This is a genomic window from Flammeovirga pectinis, from assembly GCF_003970675.1.
GTDB classification, from domain to species: Bacteria; Bacteroidota; Bacteroidia; order Cytophagales; family Flammeovirgaceae; genus Flammeovirga; species Flammeovirga pectinis.
The window spans coordinates 3,796,773-3,819,077 of record NZ_CP034562.1 but is presented as its reverse complement, the minus strand read 5'-3'; the positions used below and the strand labels follow the sequence as shown (position 1 = coordinate 3,819,077).

Annotated in this window: 19 protein-coding genes and 1 tRNA gene; 14 read left to right on the top strand and 6 right to left on the bottom strand. The window is 31.5% G+C overall.

What is annotated here, in order from left to right; all coding sequences use genetic code 11:
• Positions 1 to 19 precede the first annotated feature (19 nt).
• From EI427_RS15445 to EI427_RS15425, 5 genes are read left to right on the top strand one after another with little or no spacing between them, the layout of a single operon-like run.
• Positions 20 to 1,855: an alginate lyase family protein gene (locus EI427_RS15445; protein ID WP_170178493.1), complete on the top strand. Its 1,836-nt coding sequence runs from the start codon at positions 20 to 22 to the stop codon at positions 1,853 to 1,855.
• Positions 1,852 to 3,090: a glycosyltransferase family 4 protein gene (locus tag EI427_RS15440; RefSeq protein WP_126616332.1), complete on the top strand. Its 1,239-nt coding sequence runs from the start codon at positions 1,852 to 1,854 to the stop codon at positions 3,088 to 3,090. Before EI427_RS15445 ends, EI427_RS15440 begins: the two co-directional genes overlap by 4 nt.
• A gap of 9 nt (positions 3,091 to 3,099) precedes the next feature.
• On the top strand, positions 3,100 to 3,711 hold the full coding sequence (locus tag EI427_RS15435; RefSeq protein WP_126616329.1) for a sugar transferase: 612 nt from the start codon (positions 3,100 to 3,102) through the stop codon (positions 3,709 to 3,711).
• A complete protein-coding gene (locus tag EI427_RS15430; RefSeq protein WP_126616327.1) occupies positions 3,698 to 4,309 on the top strand; it encodes an acetyltransferase in 612 nt (203 codons plus the stop codon). Before EI427_RS15435 ends, EI427_RS15430 begins: the two co-directional genes overlap by 14 nt.
• Complete coding sequence (locus EI427_RS15425; RefSeq protein ID WP_126616324.1) at positions 4,302 to 5,432, top strand: aminotransferase class I/II-fold pyridoxal phosphate-dependent enzyme; 1,131 nt, start codon at positions 4,302 to 4,304, stop codon at positions 5,430 to 5,432. Before EI427_RS15430 ends, EI427_RS15425 begins: the two co-directional genes overlap by 8 nt.
• Here EI427_RS15425 and EI427_RS15420 read toward each other — a convergent pair.
• The 4 genes from EI427_RS15420 to atpD form a co-directional block, all read right to left on the bottom strand.
• Positions 5,429 to 6,964 carry a polysaccharide biosynthesis protein gene (locus EI427_RS15420; RefSeq protein ID WP_126616321.1) on the bottom strand — a complete coding sequence of 512 codons (1,536 nt, stop codon included), beginning with the start codon at positions 6,962 to 6,964 and terminating at the stop codon, positions 5,429 to 5,431. The two genes, EI427_RS15425 and EI427_RS15420, sit on opposite strands and share 4 nt — an antisense overlap.
• A 50-nt stretch (positions 6,965 to 7,014) precedes the next feature.
• Positions 7,015 to 7,362, bottom strand: coding sequence for a hypothetical protein (locus tag EI427_RS15415; protein ID WP_126616319.1), 348 nt, complete (start codon positions 7,360 to 7,362; stop codon positions 7,015 to 7,017).
• 197 nt (positions 7,363 to 7,559) lie between these two features.
• Entirely contained in the window at positions 7,560 to 7,805 is a 246-nt protein-coding gene (locus EI427_RS15410; RefSeq protein ID WP_126616316.1) for a F0F1 ATP synthase subunit epsilon, read from the bottom strand.
• A gap of 126 nt (positions 7,806 to 7,931) precedes the next feature.
• Positions 7,932 to 9,437 carry a F0F1 ATP synthase subunit beta gene (gene atpD, locus EI427_RS15405; RefSeq protein WP_126616313.1) on the bottom strand — a complete coding sequence of 502 codons (1,506 nt, stop codon included), beginning with the start codon at positions 9,435 to 9,437 and terminating at the stop codon, positions 7,932 to 7,934.
• A gap of 446 nt (positions 9,438 to 9,883) precedes the next feature.
• Between atpD and EI427_RS15400 the strand changes: the two genes are divergently transcribed.
• The 5 genes from EI427_RS15400 to EI427_RS15380 all read left to right on the top strand — a co-directional run bounded on the left by EI427_RS15400 (position 9,884) and on the right by EI427_RS15380 (position 14,341).
• On the top strand, positions 9,884 to 10,573 hold the full coding sequence (locus tag EI427_RS15400) for a hypothetical protein (protein WP_126616310.1): 690 nt from the start codon (positions 9,884 to 9,886) through the stop codon (positions 10,571 to 10,573).
• 187 nt (positions 10,574 to 10,760) lie between these two features.
• Positions 10,761 to 11,426: a carboxypeptidase-like regulatory domain-containing protein gene (locus EI427_RS15395; RefSeq protein ID WP_126616308.1), complete on the top strand. Its 666-nt coding sequence runs from the start codon at positions 10,761 to 10,763 to the stop codon at positions 11,424 to 11,426.
• A gap of 224 nt (positions 11,427 to 11,650) precedes the next feature.
• Positions 11,651 to 12,676 (top strand): rod shape-determining protein, encoded by a 1,026-nt coding sequence (locus EI427_RS15390; RefSeq protein ID WP_126616304.1) that lies wholly within the window; start codon positions 11,651 to 11,653, stop codon positions 12,674 to 12,676.
• A gap of 224 nt (positions 12,677 to 12,900) precedes the next feature.
• On the top strand, positions 12,901 to 13,758 hold the full coding sequence (gene mreC / locus EI427_RS15385) for a rod shape-determining protein MreC (protein ID WP_126616301.1): 858 nt from the start codon (positions 12,901 to 12,903) through the stop codon (positions 13,756 to 13,758).
• Between the two features lie 52 nt (positions 13,759 to 13,810).
• Entirely contained in the window at positions 13,811 to 14,341 is a 531-nt protein-coding gene (locus tag EI427_RS15380; RefSeq protein ID WP_126616298.1) for a rod shape-determining protein MreD, read from the top strand.
• A 66-nt stretch (positions 14,342 to 14,407) separates the two neighbouring features.
• On the opposite strand, the gene mnmA is transcribed toward EI427_RS15380, so the two are convergent.
• Positions 14,408 to 15,613 carry a tRNA 2-thiouridine(34) synthase MnmA gene (gene mnmA / locus EI427_RS15375; RefSeq protein WP_126616295.1) on the bottom strand — a complete coding sequence of 402 codons (1,206 nt, stop codon included), beginning with the start codon at positions 15,611 to 15,613 and terminating at the stop codon, positions 14,408 to 14,410.
• 321 nt (positions 15,614 to 15,934) lie between these two features.
• Here mnmA and EI427_RS15370 point away from each other — a divergent pair.
• Together EI427_RS15370 and EI427_RS15365 are read left to right on the top strand one after the other, a co-directional pair.
• Positions 15,935 to 16,019: transfer RNA gene (locus EI427_RS15370), tRNA-Leu, on the top strand.
• A 236-nt stretch (positions 16,020 to 16,255) separates the two neighbouring features.
• Positions 16,256 to 18,652: a GAF domain-containing protein gene (locus tag EI427_RS15365; protein WP_126616292.1), complete on the top strand. Its 2,397-nt coding sequence runs from the start codon at positions 16,256 to 16,258 to the stop codon at positions 18,650 to 18,652.
• Positions 18,653 to 18,749: 97 nt separating this feature from the next.
• Here EI427_RS15365 and EI427_RS15360 read toward each other — a convergent pair whose 3' ends face one another.
• Complete coding sequence (locus tag EI427_RS15360; RefSeq protein ID WP_126616289.1) at positions 18,750 to 20,786, bottom strand: BatA domain-containing protein; 2,037 nt, start codon at positions 20,784 to 20,786, stop codon at positions 18,750 to 18,752.
• Between the two features lie 237 nt (positions 20,787 to 21,023).
• Here EI427_RS15360 and EI427_RS15355 point away from each other — a divergent pair, with 237 nt between their 5' ends.
• Both EI427_RS15355 and EI427_RS15350 read left to right on the top strand, forming a co-directional pair.
• A complete protein-coding gene (locus tag EI427_RS15355) occupies positions 21,024 to 21,620 on the top strand; it encodes an OmpH family outer membrane protein (protein ID WP_126616286.1) in 597 nt (198 codons plus the stop codon).
• A gap of 96 nt (positions 21,621 to 21,716) precedes the next feature.
• Positions 21,717 to 22,250: a hypothetical protein gene (locus EI427_RS15350; RefSeq protein ID WP_126616283.1), complete on the top strand. Its 534-nt coding sequence runs from the start codon at positions 21,717 to 21,719 to the stop codon at positions 22,248 to 22,250.
• Positions 22,251 to 22,305: the final 55 nt, after the last annotated feature.

Genomic DNA, 22,305 nt, shown 5'->3' with positions numbered 1-22,305 from the left:
AAAACAAATCTACTCGAATATGGGTAGCAGATATTTTGTATTTAGAATTAAATATGAAATATCTAAAAAAACAGGAAGTTTAAGAAAGAAGTTCCCAGTAAATCCTTCAGTGAGAAGCTTTATTTCAGTTAAAGATTGGAGAAAAAGTAAAACCCCATTTTTTATTAATAATATATCTATTGAAAACTTAGATGAAAGTAAAATTATTAATGATTATAATAAAATTTTAGAGGGTAAATTTAATTTTTTCAGTGCAAAAGAATATGACCTCGGAACAGATTATGATTGGATAACAAATCCAGACTCTAATTTCCAATATGATATAAATAAACATTGGGTAGATATAGAAGATTTGTCTAAAGAGGCTGGTGATATTAAATTTGTTTGGGAAAAATCTAGATTTTCATGGGTCTATAGAATAATTCAATATGACTTATTAATGAGTAATGATTCCTCTAGTTTTATATTTAATCAAATTGAAAGTTGGATTGATAGTAACCCGGTAAATCAAGGTCCCAATTATAAATGTAGTCAAGAAATTTCTTTAAGGATACTTAATTGGACTTATTGTTTATTTTTTTATAAAACATCTGAATATTTAACTAACAAATTATTCGAGAAAATTATAAATTCAATTTATTGGCAATTTGATCATATATATAAAAATATTGATTTCTCACGAATTGCAGTTAGAAATAATCATGCCATTACAGAATGTATGACTTTGTTTTTAAGTAAATACCTTTACCCTTTTATTGAAGAAACTGAAGAATGGAGTAAAAATGGTTTGAAATGGTTTGAAAATGAAATTGAATATCAAATTTATGATGATGGTAGTTTTCTTCAATTCTCAATGAATTACCATAGGGTAGTTATACAACTATTAACATGGGCAATTGTTTTATCAAAAAAAAATAATATTACATTATCTAAGACAACTATAGAAAGAGCAAAATTATCGTTAAACTTTTTATTTCAATTTCAAGATAAAAATTCAGGTTATTTACCTAATTATGGAGCAAATGATGGTGCTTTATTTTTTCCATTTTCTACATCAGAATATAGAGATTACCGACCACAGCTAAATAGCCTTCATTGTGCATTATATGATTCACACTTATATAGTGATTTTAAATCACAAGCCGAAGCTACTTTTTACGGATATGAAAATTTAAAGGTTTTACCAAAGTTGAAATATTCAGAATTAATATCTTTTAAAACTGGCGGTTATTATGGATTTAGAATACAAAAAGATGATATATTTTGTCTAATTAGATGTGCTAGTTATAAGGATAGACCTTCTCAATCTGATAATTTACATTTTGATTTATTTTATAAAGGTGAAAATTTATTAATAGATGCTGGTTCATTTAAATACAATACTAAAGATGAATATATAAACTATTTTAATGGTACTCAATCACATAATACATGTTCATTAGAAGGTTATAATCAAATGAGAAAAGGAAGTAGATTCATTTGGTATAATTGGATTAAAAAATCACGTGCTAAGTTATATAGGGATAGAAATTTTATTATTTTTGAAGGGAGTTTTGAGGGGTATAAAGAGATTGGAAATAATATAGTTCATAATAGAAAAATTAAATATGATTTTGATTTAAAGGAATTTGAAATTGTTGATGAATTTAAGAATTCAAGAGATTTTATGATGCATCAACATTGGCATTATATTAACAGTGATAATTTTATAATTTCATCGGATTCGACATTTGAAGAAAAGAAGAAAGGATGGTATAGTACCAAGTACGGTGTTAAAGAAGAATCTAACTGGTTGATATATAAATCCAAAAGTGATAGGTTAACAACAAAAATTAAACTTTTAAAAATAAAATGAAGATACTTTTAATTCATCAATACTATTTAGAAAAGAATGATGCAGGAGGTTCTAGATTCAATGAAATGACAAAATCTTGGACTGATGATGGTCATGAAATAACAGTTCTAGCCGGTATGATGCATTATAATGGTTTTGAGAAATTATCAAAATATAAAGGTAAATTCATAGTTAAAGATAACTATGATACTAATATAACTGTTCTTAGGTCTCATGTGTCAGAAGCATATAATTCAGGCTTCTTGGGGAGGTTATGGGCTTATTTTTCTTTTGTGTTTTCTAGTATTATATCAGGTTTATTCTTTACAAAAAAAGATTTTGATGTTATAATAGTAACCTCTCCTCCATTATTTGTTGGTATAACAGCTTATATACTATCTAAACTAAAGAAAATACCTTTTACTTTTGAAGTTCGTGATTTATGGCCTGAGTCAGCCATTGATACAGGAGTATTAAAGAATAAGTTGATAATTAAGCTTGCTTATTGGTTTGAAAATTTTATTTATAAAAAGGCATCTTTAATAAATGTTCTAACCCCTGCATTTCGTGAAAAATTAATAAAAGAAAAAGGAATAAACTCAGAAAAAGTAATCTTTATACCAAATGCAGCAGATTTCTCTCTTTCAGATAAAGTTCTAAAATCAGATTTCGATAGACAGAAATTTCGAATTAAACATGGTATTAATAGTCATTTTGTTATAACATATGTTGGAGCCCATGGTGTAGCAAACTGTTTAGATCAAGTATTAGATACTGCTGAGTTATTAGAAGATACAAATGTTCTTTTTCAACTAATAGGAGGAGGAATGGAAAAATCAAGATTGATTGAAGAAGCTCAAAAAAGGAAAATTAAGAATGTAAAGTTTGTTGATCCTGTACCCAAAAATGAAGTATTTAAATATATTATTTCATCAGATATGGGAACTTCAGTTTTAAAGAAAGTAGATACCTTTAAAACTATATATTCAAATAAAACTTTTGATTATATGTCTTGTAAAGTACCAATCTTGATGGCTATTGATGGTGTTTCAAGACAATTATTAGAAGATGCAGAAGCAGGGTCTTTTGTTGAACCTGAGAACCCAAAAAACTTTGCAAAAGTTATTAGAGAATATCTTAATGACCCTAAAAGGATTGAACTAGAAGGCCTAAACGGTTTTAATTATGCTAAATTGCATTTTGATAGAGAGGTATTAGCAAAAGATTATACTCTATCTTTAAATAAATTAATTTAGAAAAATATAATGTATAAATTAATCTTTAAAAGAATAATAGATGTTGCTGTAGCTGTATCCATTTTTATTATTCTATCCCCTTTATTCTTTGTTACTTTTTGTGCATTATTGATTGTAAACCAAGGGAAACCTTTTTTTTATCAAAAAAGACCCGGTTATAAGGCGGGAATTTTCACGATTATTAAATTTAAAACAATGAATGATCGTAAAGATAAAAATGGAAATTTACTACCAGATGAAAAAAGGCTTACTAAAGTTGGACAGATTGTTCGTTCAACTTCATTAGATGAAATCCCTCAACTTCTCAATGTGATAAAAGGGGATATGTCTTTAATTGGACCTCGACCATTATTAGTTGAATATCTTCCATTATATTCTGAAAGTCAATCAAGAAGACATGATCTTAAGCCAGGTATTACAGGATGGGCTCAAGTAAATGGTAGAAATGCTATTTCATGGAAACAAAAGTTTGAATATGATGTTTGGTATGTCGATAATTGTGCCTTTTTAATTGATTTAAAAGTTATTTTTGTGACAATAAAAAAGGTATTAGGTGCTAAAGATATTTCATCATCTACTTCAGTAACTATGGAAAAATTTACAGGTAATGAAAGTTCTTGATGTTTATATATATGGTGCTAGTGGACATGGAAAAGTAATATTTGATTGTATAATATCTAAAGGAATTGAGGTTCGTGGTTTTATTGATGATGATCTCAAAAAAAATACTTTTATGGATTGTAAAGTCTATAGATCTACAGATATTCTTAGTACCTGGAATGTTGTTGTAGCAATAGGAGATCCAACTACTCGACAGAAAATTGTAAATGATTTAAATGTGAATTTTGTTACAATACAACACAATACGAGTATTATATCTAGTAATACTAATATCAAAGAAGGATCAGTTTTTTTTCAAAATTCGGTGGTACAATCTGGCAGTGAAATAGGAGAGCATTCTATTATAAATACTTCAGCAGTAATTGATCACGATTGTCATTTGGGAGACTATGTACATGTAGCACCTAATGCTGTTCTTTGTGGAGGAGTGAAAATTGGTCATAATTCATGGGTTGGTGCTGGTAGTACTATCATTCAAGGAATTACAATAGGTAATAATTGTATGATAGGAGCTGGTTCTGTTATTATTAGAGATATACCTGATAATGCAGTAGCAGTGGGTAACCCTGGTAAAATAATTAAATATAGAGATGAATAAAAAAATATGGCTTTCTTCTCCTAATATGGGAGGTAAAGAAGATATATATGTAAAAGAAGCTTTTGATACAAATTGGATAGCACCTTTAGGGCCTCATGTAAATAATTTAGAGCAGGATATCTGTAATTATACGGGGAGTGAACACTGTGCTGCACTAAGTTCTGGGACATCTGCTATACATCTTGCTCTAATATTGTTAGGTATTAAAGAAGGAGATGAAGTGTTGTGTTCTTCCTTTACATTTTCGGCAACTGCTAATCCTATTGTATATCAGAAAGCAACTCCTATTTTTATTGATTCTGAATGCGAAACGTGGAATATGTCTCCACTTCTCTTAGAAGAAGCAATAAAAGATAGAATAAATTTAGGGAAAAAGCCTAAAGCTATCTTATTAGTTCATTTATATGGTATTGCAGCTAAAATGGATGAGATAATGGAAATATCATCTAAGTATGATATTCCTCTTATTGAAGATGCAGCTGAAGCTTTAGGTAGTACTTACAAAGGGAAAGCATTAGGAACTTTTGGAGTGATGGGTGTATTCTCATTTAACGGAAATAAAATTATAACTACTTCTGGAGGAGGTGCTTTAATTTCTGATAATGAAGAGCGAATCCAAAAAGCAAGGTTTTTAGCAACTCAAGCAAGAGATAATGCACCACATTATCAGCATTCACAAATTGGCTACAATTATCGTATGAGTAATATTTGTGCAGGTATTGGTCGTGGTCAAATGGAAATTCTTAATGATAGAGTTTCTCAGAAAAGATCAATTAGATCATTTTATGAAAGTATATTTCAAGATATTGATGGAATCAAAGTACTAAAGGAAGATAGTAATGTGAGTTTTTCCAATGCTTGGCTATCTTGTATGACAATTGATAAAGAAATTATAGGATTTGATAGAGAAGCTTTAAGATTAGCTTTTGAAGAAGATAATATAGAAGCTAGACCATTATGGAAGCCTATGCATCTTCAGCCTATTTTTGAGAAATATCCTTCTTATATTGATGGTACTTCAGAAAAACTTTTTGAAATAGGTTTATGTTTACCATCAGATACTAATATTGATGATGATGATTTAATAAGAATTGAAAAAGTAATAAAAAATAAGTTGGTTTAAACCAACTTATTTTTTTTATCTAATCTTTCAAAAATGGAATTATTACTAACATATTCAGGAACAATCTCTTTTACTTTAGCAATAAGTTTGTGATCATCAACATTAATCTTACTAAATAAACTTTCATACTGAAGTATAACATCTTCATAGATGTATTCCCTCACTTTACCTGCCATAATTTTAGGATGATGAGTTGGAATAGTATTTTCTTCATTATTTAACAATTCCTCATAAAGTTTCTCCCCTGGTCTTAATCCTGTAATTTTTATATCTATATCTTCTCCCTCCTGTAGTCCAGAAAGTTTTATCATTTTCTTTGCAACATCAATAATCCGAACAGCCTCACCCATATCAAAAACAAAAATCTCACCCCCATTTCCCATAGCACCTGCCTCTAAAACTAATTGACAAGCTTCGGGAATTGTCATGAAATATCGAGTAATTTTATCACTTGTAACAGTAATAGGCCCACCTTTTTCTATTTGTTCTCTAAAAAGAGGGATTACAGAACCATTTGAACCTAAAACATTACCAAATCTTGTTGTTACGAATTTAGTCTTACAGTTTGAAGTTTTACCCAAGCTTTGAATATAAATTTCAGCAAGTCGCTTACTAGCACCCATGACATTTGTAGGGTTTACAGCTTTATCTGTTGAAACCATTACAAATTTTTCTGTACTATACTTAACAGCCGCATTTGCAATATTTCTAGAACCACATACATTTACTAAAATAGCCTCAGAAGGATTTTTTTCCATCATTGGTACATGCTTATAAGCAGCAGCATGATATACTATGTCAGGAGTGAATTCTTTAAAAACTTGATCAATTCTATTTTGATTTGAAATATCAGCAATAATAACTTCAAGTTTAGAAAAATCACCATTAATATGAGGTAATAAATATCTTTCTATATCGTAAAGTCCAGTTTCTGATTGATCAAGTATAATTAATTTTTTAGGATTATAATGTATTAATTGTAAAGCTATTTCACTACCTATTGATCCTGCAGCACCAGTTACAAGAAGAACTTTATTTTCAACTTCTCTTTTAACATTTTCATTTTCAAGTTGTATAGGCTTCCTGTCTAATAGGTCTTCTATTTTTACTCTTTGAATTTGTTTTGCACTTAACTCACCATTAATCCAAGTTTGAAAAGGCGGTATGTTTTTAATAAACAAATCTAATGATAAGCATTTATCAACAATTTTCCTTTTTCGGGATGGTACAAGATTATTTATTGATAGAATTAATTCGTCTATATCATTATCATCAAGAAATTTAGGATCTAATATAGATCTTTGAGAGTATATTTTAACACCTCCCATAATTTTACCTTGTTTACTTTTGTTGTCATCAATAATAGCCTTTATACTATAATTACAAGTAGTGTCTTTATCAAGTACATCTTTTGTAATTGCTCCTGCTGCTCCTGCACCATAAATAATAATATTTTTAGTAGGTAATTTATAATAGAAAATTCTTTGATATATAAATTTTGCTAGAATTCTAGAGCCAATAATAAGTCCCATTGATAACAAGTAATTAATTACATTAACAGATAAAGGAACATCTATTGGTTTTAAATCTCCATGAAATAGATATCTATTATTAACAGATATACCCCTAAGACAAATAATGCTAAAGTATTTGCATTGAAAATTTTGACTATATCTGATAGGTTAGTATGCCTTAAAGAAGATGAATATATATTTAATGTTAAGTAGCAGAAGAAATAAACTAATACCACAAACCCCATTTGTGACTCATAAAGTTCGTTAGAAGCCATTCCCCAATTGAAATTAAATCTAATTAGAAGAGAAATTAGAAAGGATATTCCTACTAATAACATTTCGAAACCTAAAACGTACCATCTTGATAAAAAATGGTTAATCTTTAAGCTTTTAGATAAAAATCTTTTTGTATGCATATTATTTTAATATAAATATATGATGACACTAAAATTAAAAAAAAACAATGTATGCCAAATATACAATAATATAGAATGTTATATGAATTCTTATTCATATAACATTTGTGAAAATCTTAAAAAAATATAAATATAAAATAGGATCAACCTTTATAAGATTGATCCTATTTTATGTATTCTAGAATAGATACATTATCTTAATCTAACACAGCCTCAGCTAAAATCACTAATTTATTTTCTAGCATCTCTATAGTACCACCATCAATATTGAAAGTAGTAAGATCAGCTTTATTAGCGATGCGTACAGTACCTTGGCCTAAGCTAGATATAATGTTTGCGTGACGATCAAGCATTTCAAATTCACCGTTAATACCAGGAACTTTTACTGCTGTCGCTTCACCTTCGAAATATTTTTTATCAGGAGTAAGTAATTCAACAAACATGATAAATGAATTTATGTGGTGTTAGTTGATGAACTACTCCACAATGAATATTTTATTAAAGAAAAAGGCGAGAACCCGAGAAGAACCCAGACTCTCGCCTTTAATATTTTTAGTTGATAAAACGAATTACTTCGCTTCAGCAAGCATTTTCTCACCAGCAGCAACTGCTTCTTCGATTGTTCCTACGAACATGAATGCAGCTTCAGGAAGGTGATCCCATTTACCATCTAAGATTTCGTTGAAACCACGGATAGTATCTTTAATGTCTACAATTAGACCAGGGATACCTGAGAATTGTTCTGCAACGTGGAAAGGTTGAGATAAATAACGTTGAACACGACGAGCACGTGCAACAACTTGTTTATCTTCCTCAGAAAGTTCATCCATACCAAGAATTGCAATAATATCTTGTAATTCTTTGTAACGTTGGATAGTTTCTTTTACACGCTGAGCAGTATTGTAATGCTCATCTCCTAAGATTTCTGGAGATAAGATACGTGAAGATGATTCTAGAGGATCCACACCAGGGAAGATACCTAAAGATGTAATCTTACGCGATAATACTGTTTGAGCATCCAAGTGGGCGAATGTAGTCGCTGGAGCAGGGTCAGTTAAATCATCGGCAGGAACATATACTGCTTGTACCGATGTAATAGATCCTCTCTTAGTCGATGTAATACGCTCTTGCATAGTACCCATTTCCGTTGCCAACGTTGGTTGGTAACCTACAGCTGATGGCATACGACCTAGAAGGGCAGATACCTCAGAACCAGCTTGAGTAAAACGGAAAATGTTATCTACGAAGAATAAGATATCACGACCTTGAGCTTCTCCTTCACCATCACGGAAGAATTCGGCAATTGTTAAACCTGATAAAGCTACACGAGCACGTGCACCTGGAGGTTCGTTCATTTGACCGTAAACTAACGTTGCTTGTGAATTAGCAAGTTCGTTTTTATCTACTTTAGAAAGGTCCCATCCGCCTTTCTCCATATCTTCTTCAAATTCTTTACCATACTTGATTACGCCAGATTCAATCATCTCACGTAGAAGGTCATTACCTTCACGAGTACGTTCACCTACACCGGCAAATACAGAGATACCAGAGTATACTTTTGCAATGTTATTGATCAATTCCATGATCAATACAGTTTTACCAACACCAGCACCACCGAAAAGACCAATTTTACCACCTTTTGTATAAGGCTCTAAAAGGTCAATTACTTTAATACCTGTGTATAGTACTTCTGTACTTGTTGCTAATTGATCAAAAGCAGGAGCAGATCTGTGAATTGGAAGTGAAGTAGAAGTATCAGGCACATCCATGCCGTCAATCGGTTCTCCAACTACGTTGAAAACACGACCTCTTACTGCTTCTCCTGTAGGCATAGCAATTGCTTTACCTGTATCAAGACAATCAGCACCACGCTGAAGTCCTTCTGTACCGTCCATAGCTACTGTACGAACGCGCTCCTCGCCAAGGTGTTGTTGAACCTCCAAAATGATCTCTAGACCATTGGATTTCTTCACCTTCAAAGCATTATAAATCGCTGGTAGCGTAGATCCTTCTGCTTCGAAGCTGACGTCAACTACAGGTCCAATGACTGAGGTAACTTTACCGATATTTGACATCTTGGTATGTATATTATTATATCAATGAATTCAAACATAATTGCCTCAAGGTCTAAGACCATAAAGACTATTTTCATTGCAAAACTATAATTCTATCTAATCATTCCAAAGATAATTGGCAATTTAAGTGTCAGATTTGTGTTTTAATTACAATTTTTACCTTATATCGGTTGAAATAATGAAATTTTAATGATAATAATTGTCTTATTTTATTTAAAAGTTAGAATATAGCATGATTATTATTTACATTTATTTAATTAGCTATGTAAGGTTTTTCTATAATGACTTAGCAAAATCAGTTTTTATTTCTCATTCTTACTATAACTGTACATACATTTAGGCACGATTTTTTAACGTGTAAAATTATATTAAATGGAATGGTGTTTATAGATTAGTTAATACTTGCATCTTATATTTGTTAGCCAACTTCCGAACTCTGTGTGAAAATGAAAATTATTAAAATATTTTTAATCATTTCTTCAGTATTACTATCATTTACGAATGCTAGTGCTGATAATGATCCTCTTAACAAACCAAAAGTATGGTCAATGCTTCAAGAATCTCCATCAGATGCCTCCTTGTGGGCTGCGTATGTTGGTAAATCATGGGTTTGCATGACGATAACTGAAAAAGATAAAATAGCTACTTGGAAAACCTTTCTTAAAGAAAATAAAGCAGAGGTGGTTGCCAACGTAGGTAGTAGTGCTATACATTTAACAGCTGATCAACAAAAAACAATCAAAGAAGAAGTTTTTGAAGAATCAGACGACTTTTGGGAAGGTGAGGTTTTACAATCCCAAATTAAATTAGATGAGGTAACGAAGGAAGAAGTGGAGTTAAAAGAACACTTTGAACAAATGGAACAACGCATGGTTGCCACTCCATCTGTAATTACAATATTATCACGAAACCTAAGAGAGAACTTTATTCTAATTGATGATGAATTTAGAATGGAATTTGAATCATTAGGATTAGAATATAATGGCTATTGGGATACCTACCCGAATGGTAAGTATTCACCTGAACGTTGGGTTTATGAACGTAACGTAGAATTGAAAGCAAAAAAGAAAATAGAATTTGAGAAGATAAAAATGTCGATGTTAGCTTCTGTTACGTCTTCTAAAGAGGGTAATTAGCAGATAATAATCATATTTTTTTTCGAACTTGATAAGAAAAGCCTCATTACATTGACAGATGTAGTGAGGCTTTGATTATATTTGAAAACTGAACATCATTTATTTGAATTATGTACTTTCTCAAAAAAAATAAAAATGATGCCTTGAGAAAGTGTTATTTACATACCAAAATCTTATTAATCACAGGATGACTAAACTTTTTAACATAGAAATAAATTTAAGATTCGTACTGTTTTTAGCAGTTGTTTCTTCTTACATATTACCTTCTGAAGTTTTTGCTCAAGGTGAACATAATGCAATTCAATTCTCTGGTATTGTAGTAGAGGGCGATAGTTCTTTTGGTGTACCTGGTGCTCACGTTTACATTAAACAAGCAGGTAAAGGTACAGTAACCAACCATGCAGGTTTTTTTACAATGCCAACACAAGTTGGAGATACAGTTGTTGTTAGTGCTGTAGGTTTTGCAAAGCAAGAAATAATTATACCTAAAAGAGACGATCTAGGGTTTACAGTATTGATAGAGATGAGAGAAGACGTTACAGAGCTTCCAATTCTAGAAGTATTCCCTTACCCTACTAAAGAAATTTTCGAAGAGGCATTTTTAGCTTTAGGAGAGCAAAAAGACCAAAGAATAGAAAATATGGAAAAGAATTTGAGTCAGGATAAATTAACCATGATGTCAAATGCTTTACCAATGGGTGCTAGTGGTAACTATAAATACTACATGAATTATAGGGCAGACCAAATTGCAACTCAATACTTTATGGAAACAGCAAATCCATTACTTAATCCATTCGCTTGGGCCGATTTAATTAAATCAATTAAAAAAGGAGACTTCAAACGAAAAGATTAGTAAATTCTCTTTTTCATATACTGTAAGAGTAGGTTTGTTCGTTTAAAAAATAGGCACGATATTTTATAGATATCGTGTGTGCATTTATAATAGTAAAAATCAAGTCACTGAAAAGTTTTTTCCTAACTTTTTTTTTATAAAATTGAGATGTATACTTAATAACTCACTTTTTTACTGCAGTTAGACGACCAACAATTCATCAACATGAAAATGAGTAATTATTAATGGGTTTCTTTGATTTTTTTACGAGCGATCTAGCAATAGATCTTGGCACAGCAAATACTTTGATCCTGACAAAAGGGAAAATTGCGGTTGAAGAACCGTCGATTATCGCTTTAGATAGACAATCTGGTAAAGTGATTGCTCTTGGTACTAAGGCCATGCAAATGCATGAAAAAACACACGAAAATATTAAAACTATTCGTCCTCTTAAGGATGGTGTGATTGCCGATTTCCATGCAGCAGAGCATATGATTCGAGGCATGATTAAAATGTCTGATGGTAAAAAACGATTTTTCACTCCTTCACACAGAATGGTTATTTGTATTCCTTCAGGAATTACAGAAGTGGAAAAAAGAGCCGTTAGAGATTCAGCTGAGCATGCTGGAGCAAAAGAAGTATATATGGTACCAGAACCAATCGCAGCAGCTATTGGTATTGGCATAGATATAGAAGAACCTATGGGTAGTATGGTTGTTGATATTGGAGGTGGTACTACAGAAATTGCTGTTATAGCAATGTCAGGTATTGTTTGTGATCAGTCAGTACGTACTGCAGGAGATGTATTTAATAGAGATATTCTTGATTATATGCGTCGCCAACATAATTTACTTATTGGTGAGAGGTCTGCAGAGAAAATCAAATTTGAAGTTGGAGCAGCATTAGCAGAGTTAGATGATGCACCCGAAGATTTTGAAATTAGAGGGAGAGACTTATTGACAGGTATACCTAAAGTTATTAATGTTTCTTATGCAGAAGTAGCATTTGCTTTAGATAAATCCATTTCAAAAATTGAAGAAGCTATTTTAAGAGCTTTAGAAACTGCCCCACCAGAATTATCTGCAGATATTTACGATAGAGGAATCCATCTTACAGGTGGAGGAGCTTTATTAAGAGGATTAGACAAAAGAATTTCACTCAAAACAAAATTACCAGTTCACGTTCCAGACGATCCATTAAGAGCGGTTGTTTTAGGAACAGGAGCTGTTTTGAAAGAGTTGAATAGATATAAAGCCATTCTTATTACTTAATTTATATGGAAGGAGATTAAACTCAATAACGAGTTGTAAATCTCTTCTAGTTAATTAGTAATTGTATTTAAGTTCAAAATGGACTTATGTGCTTAAGAAATTGAAAAAAACGCATGATGAATTGCAAGATTCTTCATGCGTTTTTTTTTGGTACGCTTCTTCGTTCTATCTTGCGAAATATTTAATGAACATAGAATTTAATTCTTGATCGATATACCTACTCCATGAGTCAATTATTTGCCATAATATTTAAATACCGTGTATTTTTAGTTTTTTTGTTACTAGAATTAGTAGCATCAGGGTTAATTGTAAACAATAATAGTTACCAGAGGTCTGTAATACTTTCATCTTCAAATGCTGTTGTAGGAGGGATTTATAATGCTTCTTCTAATGTTGAACAGTATTTTAATTTGACAGATGTTAATGAAGATCTGCTGAATGAAAATGCATACCTAAGAAAACAATTAGAATTAGCAGAAGTCGGAGTAAAAGACTCTTTAAGTTTAGACAGTATCAATACCAAAACAACAGCTTTGTTTTACGGTATGAGTGATACTATTGCTTATGATTTTATTCCAGCTCGTATTATCAATAACTCAATTTATAGATCTGCCAATTATATTACTCTTAATAAAGGTAGGAATGATGGTATTGTTGAAGGTATGGGTATAATGACAAAAGACGGTGTAGTAGGGCAAGTAAAAGCAGTTTCTGCTCATTTTGCAACCTGCTACTCACTTTTACATAGAGATATGGCAGTTTCTTCAGAACTGAAAAAAAATGGAGCGTTATGTACTGTTAAATGGGATACAGAAGATCCTACAACAGCAAGTGCAAACTATTTACCATTACATCTAGATATAAATGTAGGTGATACAGTAACAACCTCAGGTTTTAATACAGTTTACCCTGAAGGTATAATGTTAGGTGTAGTTACAGAGGCAAAGAAAACGCCTTCTGAAAGATTTTGGCTTGTTACAATTGATGTATCGGTAGATTTTTCTAAAATACATCATGTTTATGTTTCAAAATCATTATTTAGATCAGAAAAAGACTCTTTAGAGTTGATGTCTGAAGACTAAATTGTGCTAATTTTAATTATTGAAAATATTCCTTGTAGGAAATAAATAGATTATGGGAAGAGAAATTTGGTTAAAGGAATTGGGATTGTTTTTCTTGTACCTCACTGTTCAAGTGTTGTTTTTTAGAAACCTTGCATTCTTTGATGGTATGGTGATGGTATTTCCCTACGTTGCTTTTTTAATCTTATTACCTTTCGGAGCAATGAATATGAGTATTTTACTTGTTGCTTTCTCTATGGGTTTTGTGGTAGATATCTTTTACGACTCAATAGGCATTCACACAGCAGCTTGTGTTTTATTGGCTTTTGTAAGAACTCAATTAATGAAATGGACAGCACCTACGGGTGGATATGAACTTTCTGAAACACCAACTATTGGTCAGATGGGATTGGGAACTTTTCTAATTTTTATTGCACCTCAAATTATACTTCATCATATTTTATTATTTATGATTGAAGCAGGTTCTTGGGCATTTATGCCAAGAGCAATATTAAGAGCATTACTTAGTTCGGTAGCTACATTATTGATAATCTTAGCAATTCAGTATCTATTTTATGGAAATAGCCAAAGAAGAAGAATTTAAACAAAGAATAGTTAGTATATAAAAAAGGGATAGTTGATATATTAAATCAGCTATCCCTTCTTTTTTTTATCCTGCAATTACACCAGAACCAATTAATTCATCATCTGTATACCAAGTGATAAATTGTCCGGCAGAAATACCAGATTGTTTATTTTCAAATACACAATATAAACCATCTGATTTCATATAAAGCGTGACCTTCTCTAAAGGTTGTCTATAGCGTATCCTTGCCATATATTCTCTAGTTTCTCCAACTTTCATTTCTAAATCAGTTCGGACCCAATGAATTTCATTAGAATTCACTTTTAGTCCTTGTCTATTTAAACCAGGATGTTGATCTCCTTGACCTGTGTAAATTGTATTTGTTTTAGTATCGGTTGCTATCACAAATAAAGGGAGTGGAGTTCCCCCAACACCAAGTCCTTTTCTTTGCCCAATGGTATAATAATGTGCTCCTTGATGATCGCCCACTTTTTTACCATAGGTAGGTTTATACTGATAAGGTTTTGTAAGTAATTCTAATTTCTCGTCTTCTGTAGAGGCATTCAAGAGTTCTGTATCTCTATCAGTATATATTTGATGCTCTCTAGAGACCTCAACAATATTTCCTTTTTTAGGTAAAAGTTGTTGTTTTAAGAAATCAGGTAATTTCACTTTACCAATAAAACATAACCCTTGAGAATCCTTTTTGTTTGCTGTAATCAAATCTTGCTCTGCTGCAATCTCTCTTACTTGAGGCTTTGTTAATTCACCAATAGGGAATAATGCTTTAGATAATTGCTCTTGGCTCAATTGAGATAAGAAATAACTTTGATCTTTATTTCCATCAACACCAGCTAAAAGTCTAAAAACTTCTTTACCGTTTTCATCAATAAAAGAATCTTTTCGGCAATAATGTCCCATTGCTACATAATCTGCACCAAGACTCATTGCAATATCCATAAAGACATCAAATTTGACTTCTCGATTACACAATACATCAGGGTTGGGTGTTCGTCCAGCTTTATATTCAGAAAACATATAGTCGACTATACGTTCTTTGTATTGTTCACTGAGATCTACACTTTGAAATGGGATATTTAACTTGTTTGCAACAAGTAATGCATCATTACTGTCATCAATCCATGGGCATTCTCCCTGAATTGTTACACTTCCATCATGCCAATTGATCATAAATAGACCAATTACTTCATAACCTTGCTCTACTAATAAGTGAGCTGCTACACTAGAGTCTACTCCACCAGAGAGACCAACTACTACTCTTTTTGCCATATTATACTGCTTACAGGGGGTTAAGTTCCCTTTTCACAAATTGATTTATACTTTACACTTCTTTAAAGAAGATATAAACCTTAATTATTTATTTTAGAACTCTAAAATATTTTGCAAAGATAGTAATAAGTTTATTGTTTAGTACACAATAGTTATAATCAATGACTTAACACTTATAAATGAGAGGAGTAGATTCTTTATTGTACTTATTTTATTAATTTATTTAGTTTTGTTAAATAATTTATTTCAGAATATACTTGCGTGGTAATATAAAAACATGCACCTTTGCATCGCTTTAAAACAAAAAGCCCACTAAAAAATGCGGGTGTGGCGAAATTGGTAGACGCGCTAGACTTAGGATCTAGTGCTGCAAGGCGTGGGGGTTCGAGTCCCTCCACCCGCACCAAAAAGGATTGATAGAAATATCAATCCTTTTTTTTGTTCATTTTTTCTGTGTAACCACCCTTAAGCACATCTTTTAATAAGAAAAGACTCTTTAAAGCACTAAAAACTCACAATCCTTCTTTTAAATAAAATAGTTTTCTTTATTCTTCGTTTTATTTTTGAAGTCCGAAATGATATTGCAATCATGGTACTTGAATTGCTTTATACAATTTACTCGGACGAGATTAAGCGTAAACTATGGCTGAAAAGACATCAACAAATACTAAAGGGTCTGGATTAAGACTAAATGATTTAAGTATTCGTGTAAAAGTTCTATTGAATCTTCTTTTGATTGCTGCATTATCAAGTACTGCCGTAGGTATGCTTGGTTATTATTCAGCAAAAAAATCTTTAGAAGAAGCAGTTTTTGCACAACTTACTTCTGTACGTGAAGTAAAGCGACGTACTTTAGAATCGTTTATAGAAGATGCAAAAGAGCAAGTAAGTGTTTTGGCACAAAGTAGAATGGTGTCTGATGCTGTAATGGAGTTATCTCCTGCATTTTCGATATTAGATTATTATTATGCACCTGGTAAAATTGAAAGAATGCGTAGAGACTTGAAAGAGTTTTACCGTACTGATGTCGATAGAAAACTTGGTGATAATGATGATGGTTTTTCACGTCAGTTAATAAATAGTGTTGATGATGTTTCTGATAGAATGGTCATTTTACAGACATTATATTTATCTAATAACCCAAACCCAATCGGAAAGAAGTTTCAATTAAATAGAGCAAATGATAAAACCGCTTATTCTGATATTCATGAACGTTATCATTCTTCTTTTAGAAGGTTTTTAATGGCAGATGGTTTTTCAGATTTATTGCTCGTTAATGTCAATTCATCAGAAGTAATATATTCTGTTTCTAAAAATGTTGATTTTGGTTCTAATTTAATGGATGGTGTATTTAGACAATCTTCATTAGGTCAGGCTTTCACATTAGCAAGAAACTCTATAAGACCAAATATGGTAATTTTATCAGATTTTGGCTCTTACGAAGGCTCTTATGGGGAACTTCAAATGTTTTTCTCTGCTCCAGTATATGAGGAAGGTGAAAAAATAGCTGTACTTATTGCTACCATGCCTTTATCTGCAATAAATAGAATAATGACAGATGATGGAGATTGGGTAGAAGAAGGTTTGGGAATAACAGGTGAAACTTATTTAGTAGGTAAAGATCAATTGATGAGAAGTGATGCTCGTTTATTTGAAGAAGAACCAGAAAAGTTTTACCAACAGATGGTGGATTTAAATATCCCTAGTGAAGAGATAAGAAAAGTAAAAGCATTTAGAACAACGGTTTTATCTAAAACTGTAAATACAGCTCCAATTCAAGATGCAATGAAAGGTCATACTGGTAATATGTTATCAGTAAATTACTTAGGTAAGCCAGCATTAACGTCTTATACGAGCCTTAAAATTCGCCAATTACCATGGATGATTGTTGCAGAAATGCAAGAAGTGGAAGCATTTGAATCTATTGAAAGGTTAAAATGGAACGTAGCATTTGCTACAATAATTATCTTTATTATCGGTTTTATTGTCTCGAATGCCTATTCAACGAGTTTTACAAGGCCGATTTCTAAATTAGAACAAGCTATTTCTAAATTAGCAAGAGGGGATGTTTCGACTTCAATTCCTGTAAAATCGGCAGATGAGATTGGTAAGACAATTGAATCAATGAATAGTTTGATTGAAAGAACAAAGCAAACATCTGATTTTGCTTCTGATATAGGTAAAGGCAATTTCAAAACAAATTTTGAGACTTTTGGAAATAGAGATGTTCTAGGTAACTCATTGATTAAAATGAGAGATCGTTTAGAGTATGTATCAGAAGAAGATCATAGAAGACAATGGGTAAGTGAAGGTATTTCAAAATTTGCTGAAATAACCCGTAAGTATCTAGATGATGTTGACCAGTTATATTCTGTTGTATTAAGAGACCTTGTAGATTATTTAGGTGCTAATCAAGGAATGTTATTTCTTGTTGAAGATGATTTAAAATCAGATACTCAATTTTTACAACTAAAGTCTTGTTATGCCTTTGATAGAGATAAGTACCTGAACAAGCAGATCGGTTTTGGAGAAGGGTTAGCGGGTAGATGTTGGCAAGAAAATGAGTCGTTATTTATAGATGATGTACCTCCTGGATATTCAAAAATTGTGACAGGTCTAGGTTTGGCATCTCCAAAGAGTTTATTATTAGTGCCTTTGAAATTTAATGAAGAGGCTTTAGGTGTAATTGAATTAGCATCTTTTAATGTAATTGAGCCATATATGGTTGAATTTATTGAAAGGGTTTCAGAAAGTATTGCATCAGCGATTACTTCAGCAAAACATAATACTAGAACATCACACCTCTTGTCTGCTTCTCAAAAATTAACGCAAGAGTTGAGAGTTAGGGAAGAAGAAATGCTTCAGAATACAGAGGAACTTCAGGCTACTCAAGAAGAGATGGAAAGAAGGCAACAAGAACTTGAAGAAGTGCGTAGATCATTACAAAAAGAAATTGCAATGAAAGATGAACAGATTCTTTTTTATAAGTCTCAATTAGATGATGAAGAGGAAACTTCTTCGGAAGAATCTAAAGGATAAATTTATTTCCCTCAAAATAAAAATGCGATGTCTATTTAAAGGCATCGCATTTTTTATTAGAATACTTATTGTCTGATAATGTAGGTAATCAGTATGTTTACTTAATTCTTAAAATTATCATTTCTACACATAGGAATAGTAAAGCAAATAGTAAGAAGTATCTCCATAAAGGAAATGCTACATTATCTTCAATAAAGATCTGTTTAAAATTATCTGCTTTAATATTCTTATAGATTTTTACATTTTGATATTTATCAAGTTTATCAGAAAGCTCTTGTTCTGAAAAAGTTGTTAATCTAGATTCTTGACTAGAATAATTAAAAGCAATGTATCCTATGAAGTTATTCTCATCAGCAGAAGCAATTTCATAACATCCTGCTTCCATATCATCATTAGGTAGTTTAATTGTAAGAATATCAGCATTTATTTTTTGTGCTGGGATAATTTCGATTTGCCCTTTTTTAAGTTTATACATTGTGCCTTTCTGTAGCCCATCAAAGCGGACTCTTATATTCTTCTCACCAAAATTATGTGATAATTGATCAGATTGTGTTTTACTTAAAATAGCCATTCGGTACATTACAGGAACAAACAAGGCATGTCTTCCAAAATTACTGTACTTAGGGTTTAAAGGAGCAGAAGCAAAGTAATTGCTCTGTAAAGCATTTTCTTGTACAGAGAAGAAGCTTTCGCTATTTCTAAATCCTAGGAGTGTATGAAGCCCTCTTCCATGCCATTGAAAGATTGGAAGTCCTTCGGGCATACTCATATTTCTTAAACGTTTTTCAAATACATTTGCAAAGAATGGGTCTTTTTTGGCAGGAGGGGTAGTTCCTATCAATTTAGTACCTTCCTTAATATTATTTTTATTGATTTTAAGACCAAATGTAGTTGAATAACTATCTATATCTATGTTTTCAGTAGGGAAGACGGCTATGTTTGTGCCGCTTCTCATTGCATTGATGATTACTTCTTTTAAAGATTCATTAATACGTTGAACATTATCAATAATAAGAAGGTCAGCTCCATTGGTGGCAGAATAATCAATTGATTTAGAACTAAAAGTTGTGGCATTTAAAAAGACTTCACTTTTATAAACGGTAGAAAGGTATTTTCTTGGGTTATCAGATACTATAGCGATATTAATGTTAGGAGAAACATTAAGAACAAAATAATGTTCGTTATCAAAATCTACTGGATAATCATCAATACTAACCTTACATTTTTTAGATCCTGCACTACTTACAGCAAATGCCATTTCAACTGTTTTAGTCTCATTTTTACCCAAAGAAACCGTAGAATTAGAGGCCTGAACATCTTCTACATATAGTTTAAGGTCTTTATCTGTAATAGCTTCGTTACCTAAGTTAGAGACTTTTACATAGAGTTTATTGTTTTCTTTTTCTTTTAAAAATGGTTTGTCTAACCAAACAGAATCAATACGTAAATTTTCTATTTTATCAGCAGAAAGAGGAATTAAATGATATTCTGTAAGAGAATCGAACTCTAATTGTTCAAGTGCTCCAATTGTTGATTTTTGAAAATCTGAGATCCAAAATACTTGTTTGTTATTTCCAATACCTTCTCTGAGAAAGGCATCTTGTTCAAAGGTATTTATATCGTTTAAAGACCTAGTGAAATTAGAGTGGTTTAGTCCAATAACTTCTTCTTCAGCCCTATCCTGATTCATAAAATATCTTGATCCTCCAGTAAATCGGTTATCAATTACTTGGTAGTTAAAGCCAACAGGAAAGACTGTAGGTATTTTTCTACCAATATCTTTAGCAGCATCAAAAAGTGTTTTAGAATTACGTTCACTTTGCATGCTATAAGAGTTATCTATATAAATACTCACCCGCCCCGCATCATTTTTTAATAATGCTGTACCATCTTCATTCGGAATGTAAGGTCTTGCAAACGCTAAAATTGCTAAAAGTATAAATAACATTCGTGCAATCATTACAAGAATTTTCTTTAGCTTATCTTGTGCGTTAGAAGTTTCTTTTACAGAATGTAAAAAAGCAACATTAGTAAATTTAATTTCAGTCGACCTTTGAAAATTAAAAAGGTGAATAATTAACGGAACTGCTACTAATGGCAGTGCATATAAAAAATATGGATTTACGAAGTTCATAGAAAATCTAGTGGGTTTCGAGTCTTTTTATCTATCTAAGTTCACTATTTTTTAAAAAAAACTACTAGTAAGATACAATGAAAGAATAGGACTTTTTACACTTAGAAGGATTTAATTATATTTGCAGCTGTGAAATTTTACAATAATGAAAAATGTGCACTAAAATATTTAGATTTACATTCTTTCAATAAGTTATAAATATCATTTTTTGAGCCACATTCTAAACTAAGAAATAAAGTGAAAAAATTATTATTCGTAGTTGCACTTATTGCAACAATGGTATCTTGTCAGCAGCCTCAGCAAGTAGCTGCACCAGCAGGTGGAACAACAACTAAAATTGCCTATATCAATAACGATACTTTATCGGTGTATTACAAATATGGTGAGGATAGATACAGAGAGTTTCAAGCAAAAGTTGAAAAAAGCCAAAAGCAATTGCAATCTCGTGCTATGAAATTGCAGAAAAGTGCAGAAAGCTTTGAGAAAAGAGCTAGAGCTGGTCTTATGTCTCAAAATGACATCCGTAAGAAACAAGAAGAGCTAGGTTTAAAACAACAAGAAATTCAAATTGCTCAACAAGCGCAATCACAAGGTTTATCTGCTGAAGAAGCAGAAATTCAAGGTGAAGTAAGAAGAAGAGTAAAAGAATTTTTAGACGCTTATTCAGCAGATAAAAATTATAGTATTGTTTTAGGATATAGCGATGGTGTTACTTCTACTGTAATTTGGTCTACTCCAAGTGTAGAAGATATTACACAAGTTGTAATCGATGGCTTGAATAAGGAATACGAAGAAGAGTTAAATGCTCAAACTTCTGAAGAAAAAAGTAAGTAATTACTTTTCTTAGCACAATAAATCCGCAATGGTTCTCGCTATTGCGGATTTATTTTTTAGTTGAAATAAGTTTTCTACGATTTAACAAATTGTGTGATGAGTGATAAAAAACCATCTTTCTTTGAGGGCTTTAAAGCTCCAGTAGATATGCTAAATAAATTACGTACAGTTTTTTATACTTTGGCAAGTTTTTCTGTTCCTTTTTCTTTTTTGTGGTATATACAATATAAAGGAGAGGCGATAGATCCTATTATGGCACCTTTAGGAAACACAATAGTAGGACTAGTTGCAGGTATTTGTATTTTGATTGCGGCTTTTGCGTATTATCAATATCAGCAAAAACTAAAACTAATACGTACAGAGGTATCATTACCTTACAGGTTATCGATGTTATTAAAGGCACAATGTGTAAAATTTGTACCATTATGTTTTCCTCCAGTTATTACAATTGTTTTATTTAGGTTGACATTAGAACCATTAATGTTTGGTACTTATTTGTTAACAATGATATTATTTGCAATGAGTAATCCTTCTGTACACACTACAGTTTCTGACTTAAGGCTAAATAAAAGAGATAAAGAAGTGATGCTTCAGAATACTCCGTTTGAAGAAATAGATATGAAGCTCTAATTGATATAAAAAAGGATCAATAATAAAAAAGCACGTTACTATTAAAGTACGTGCT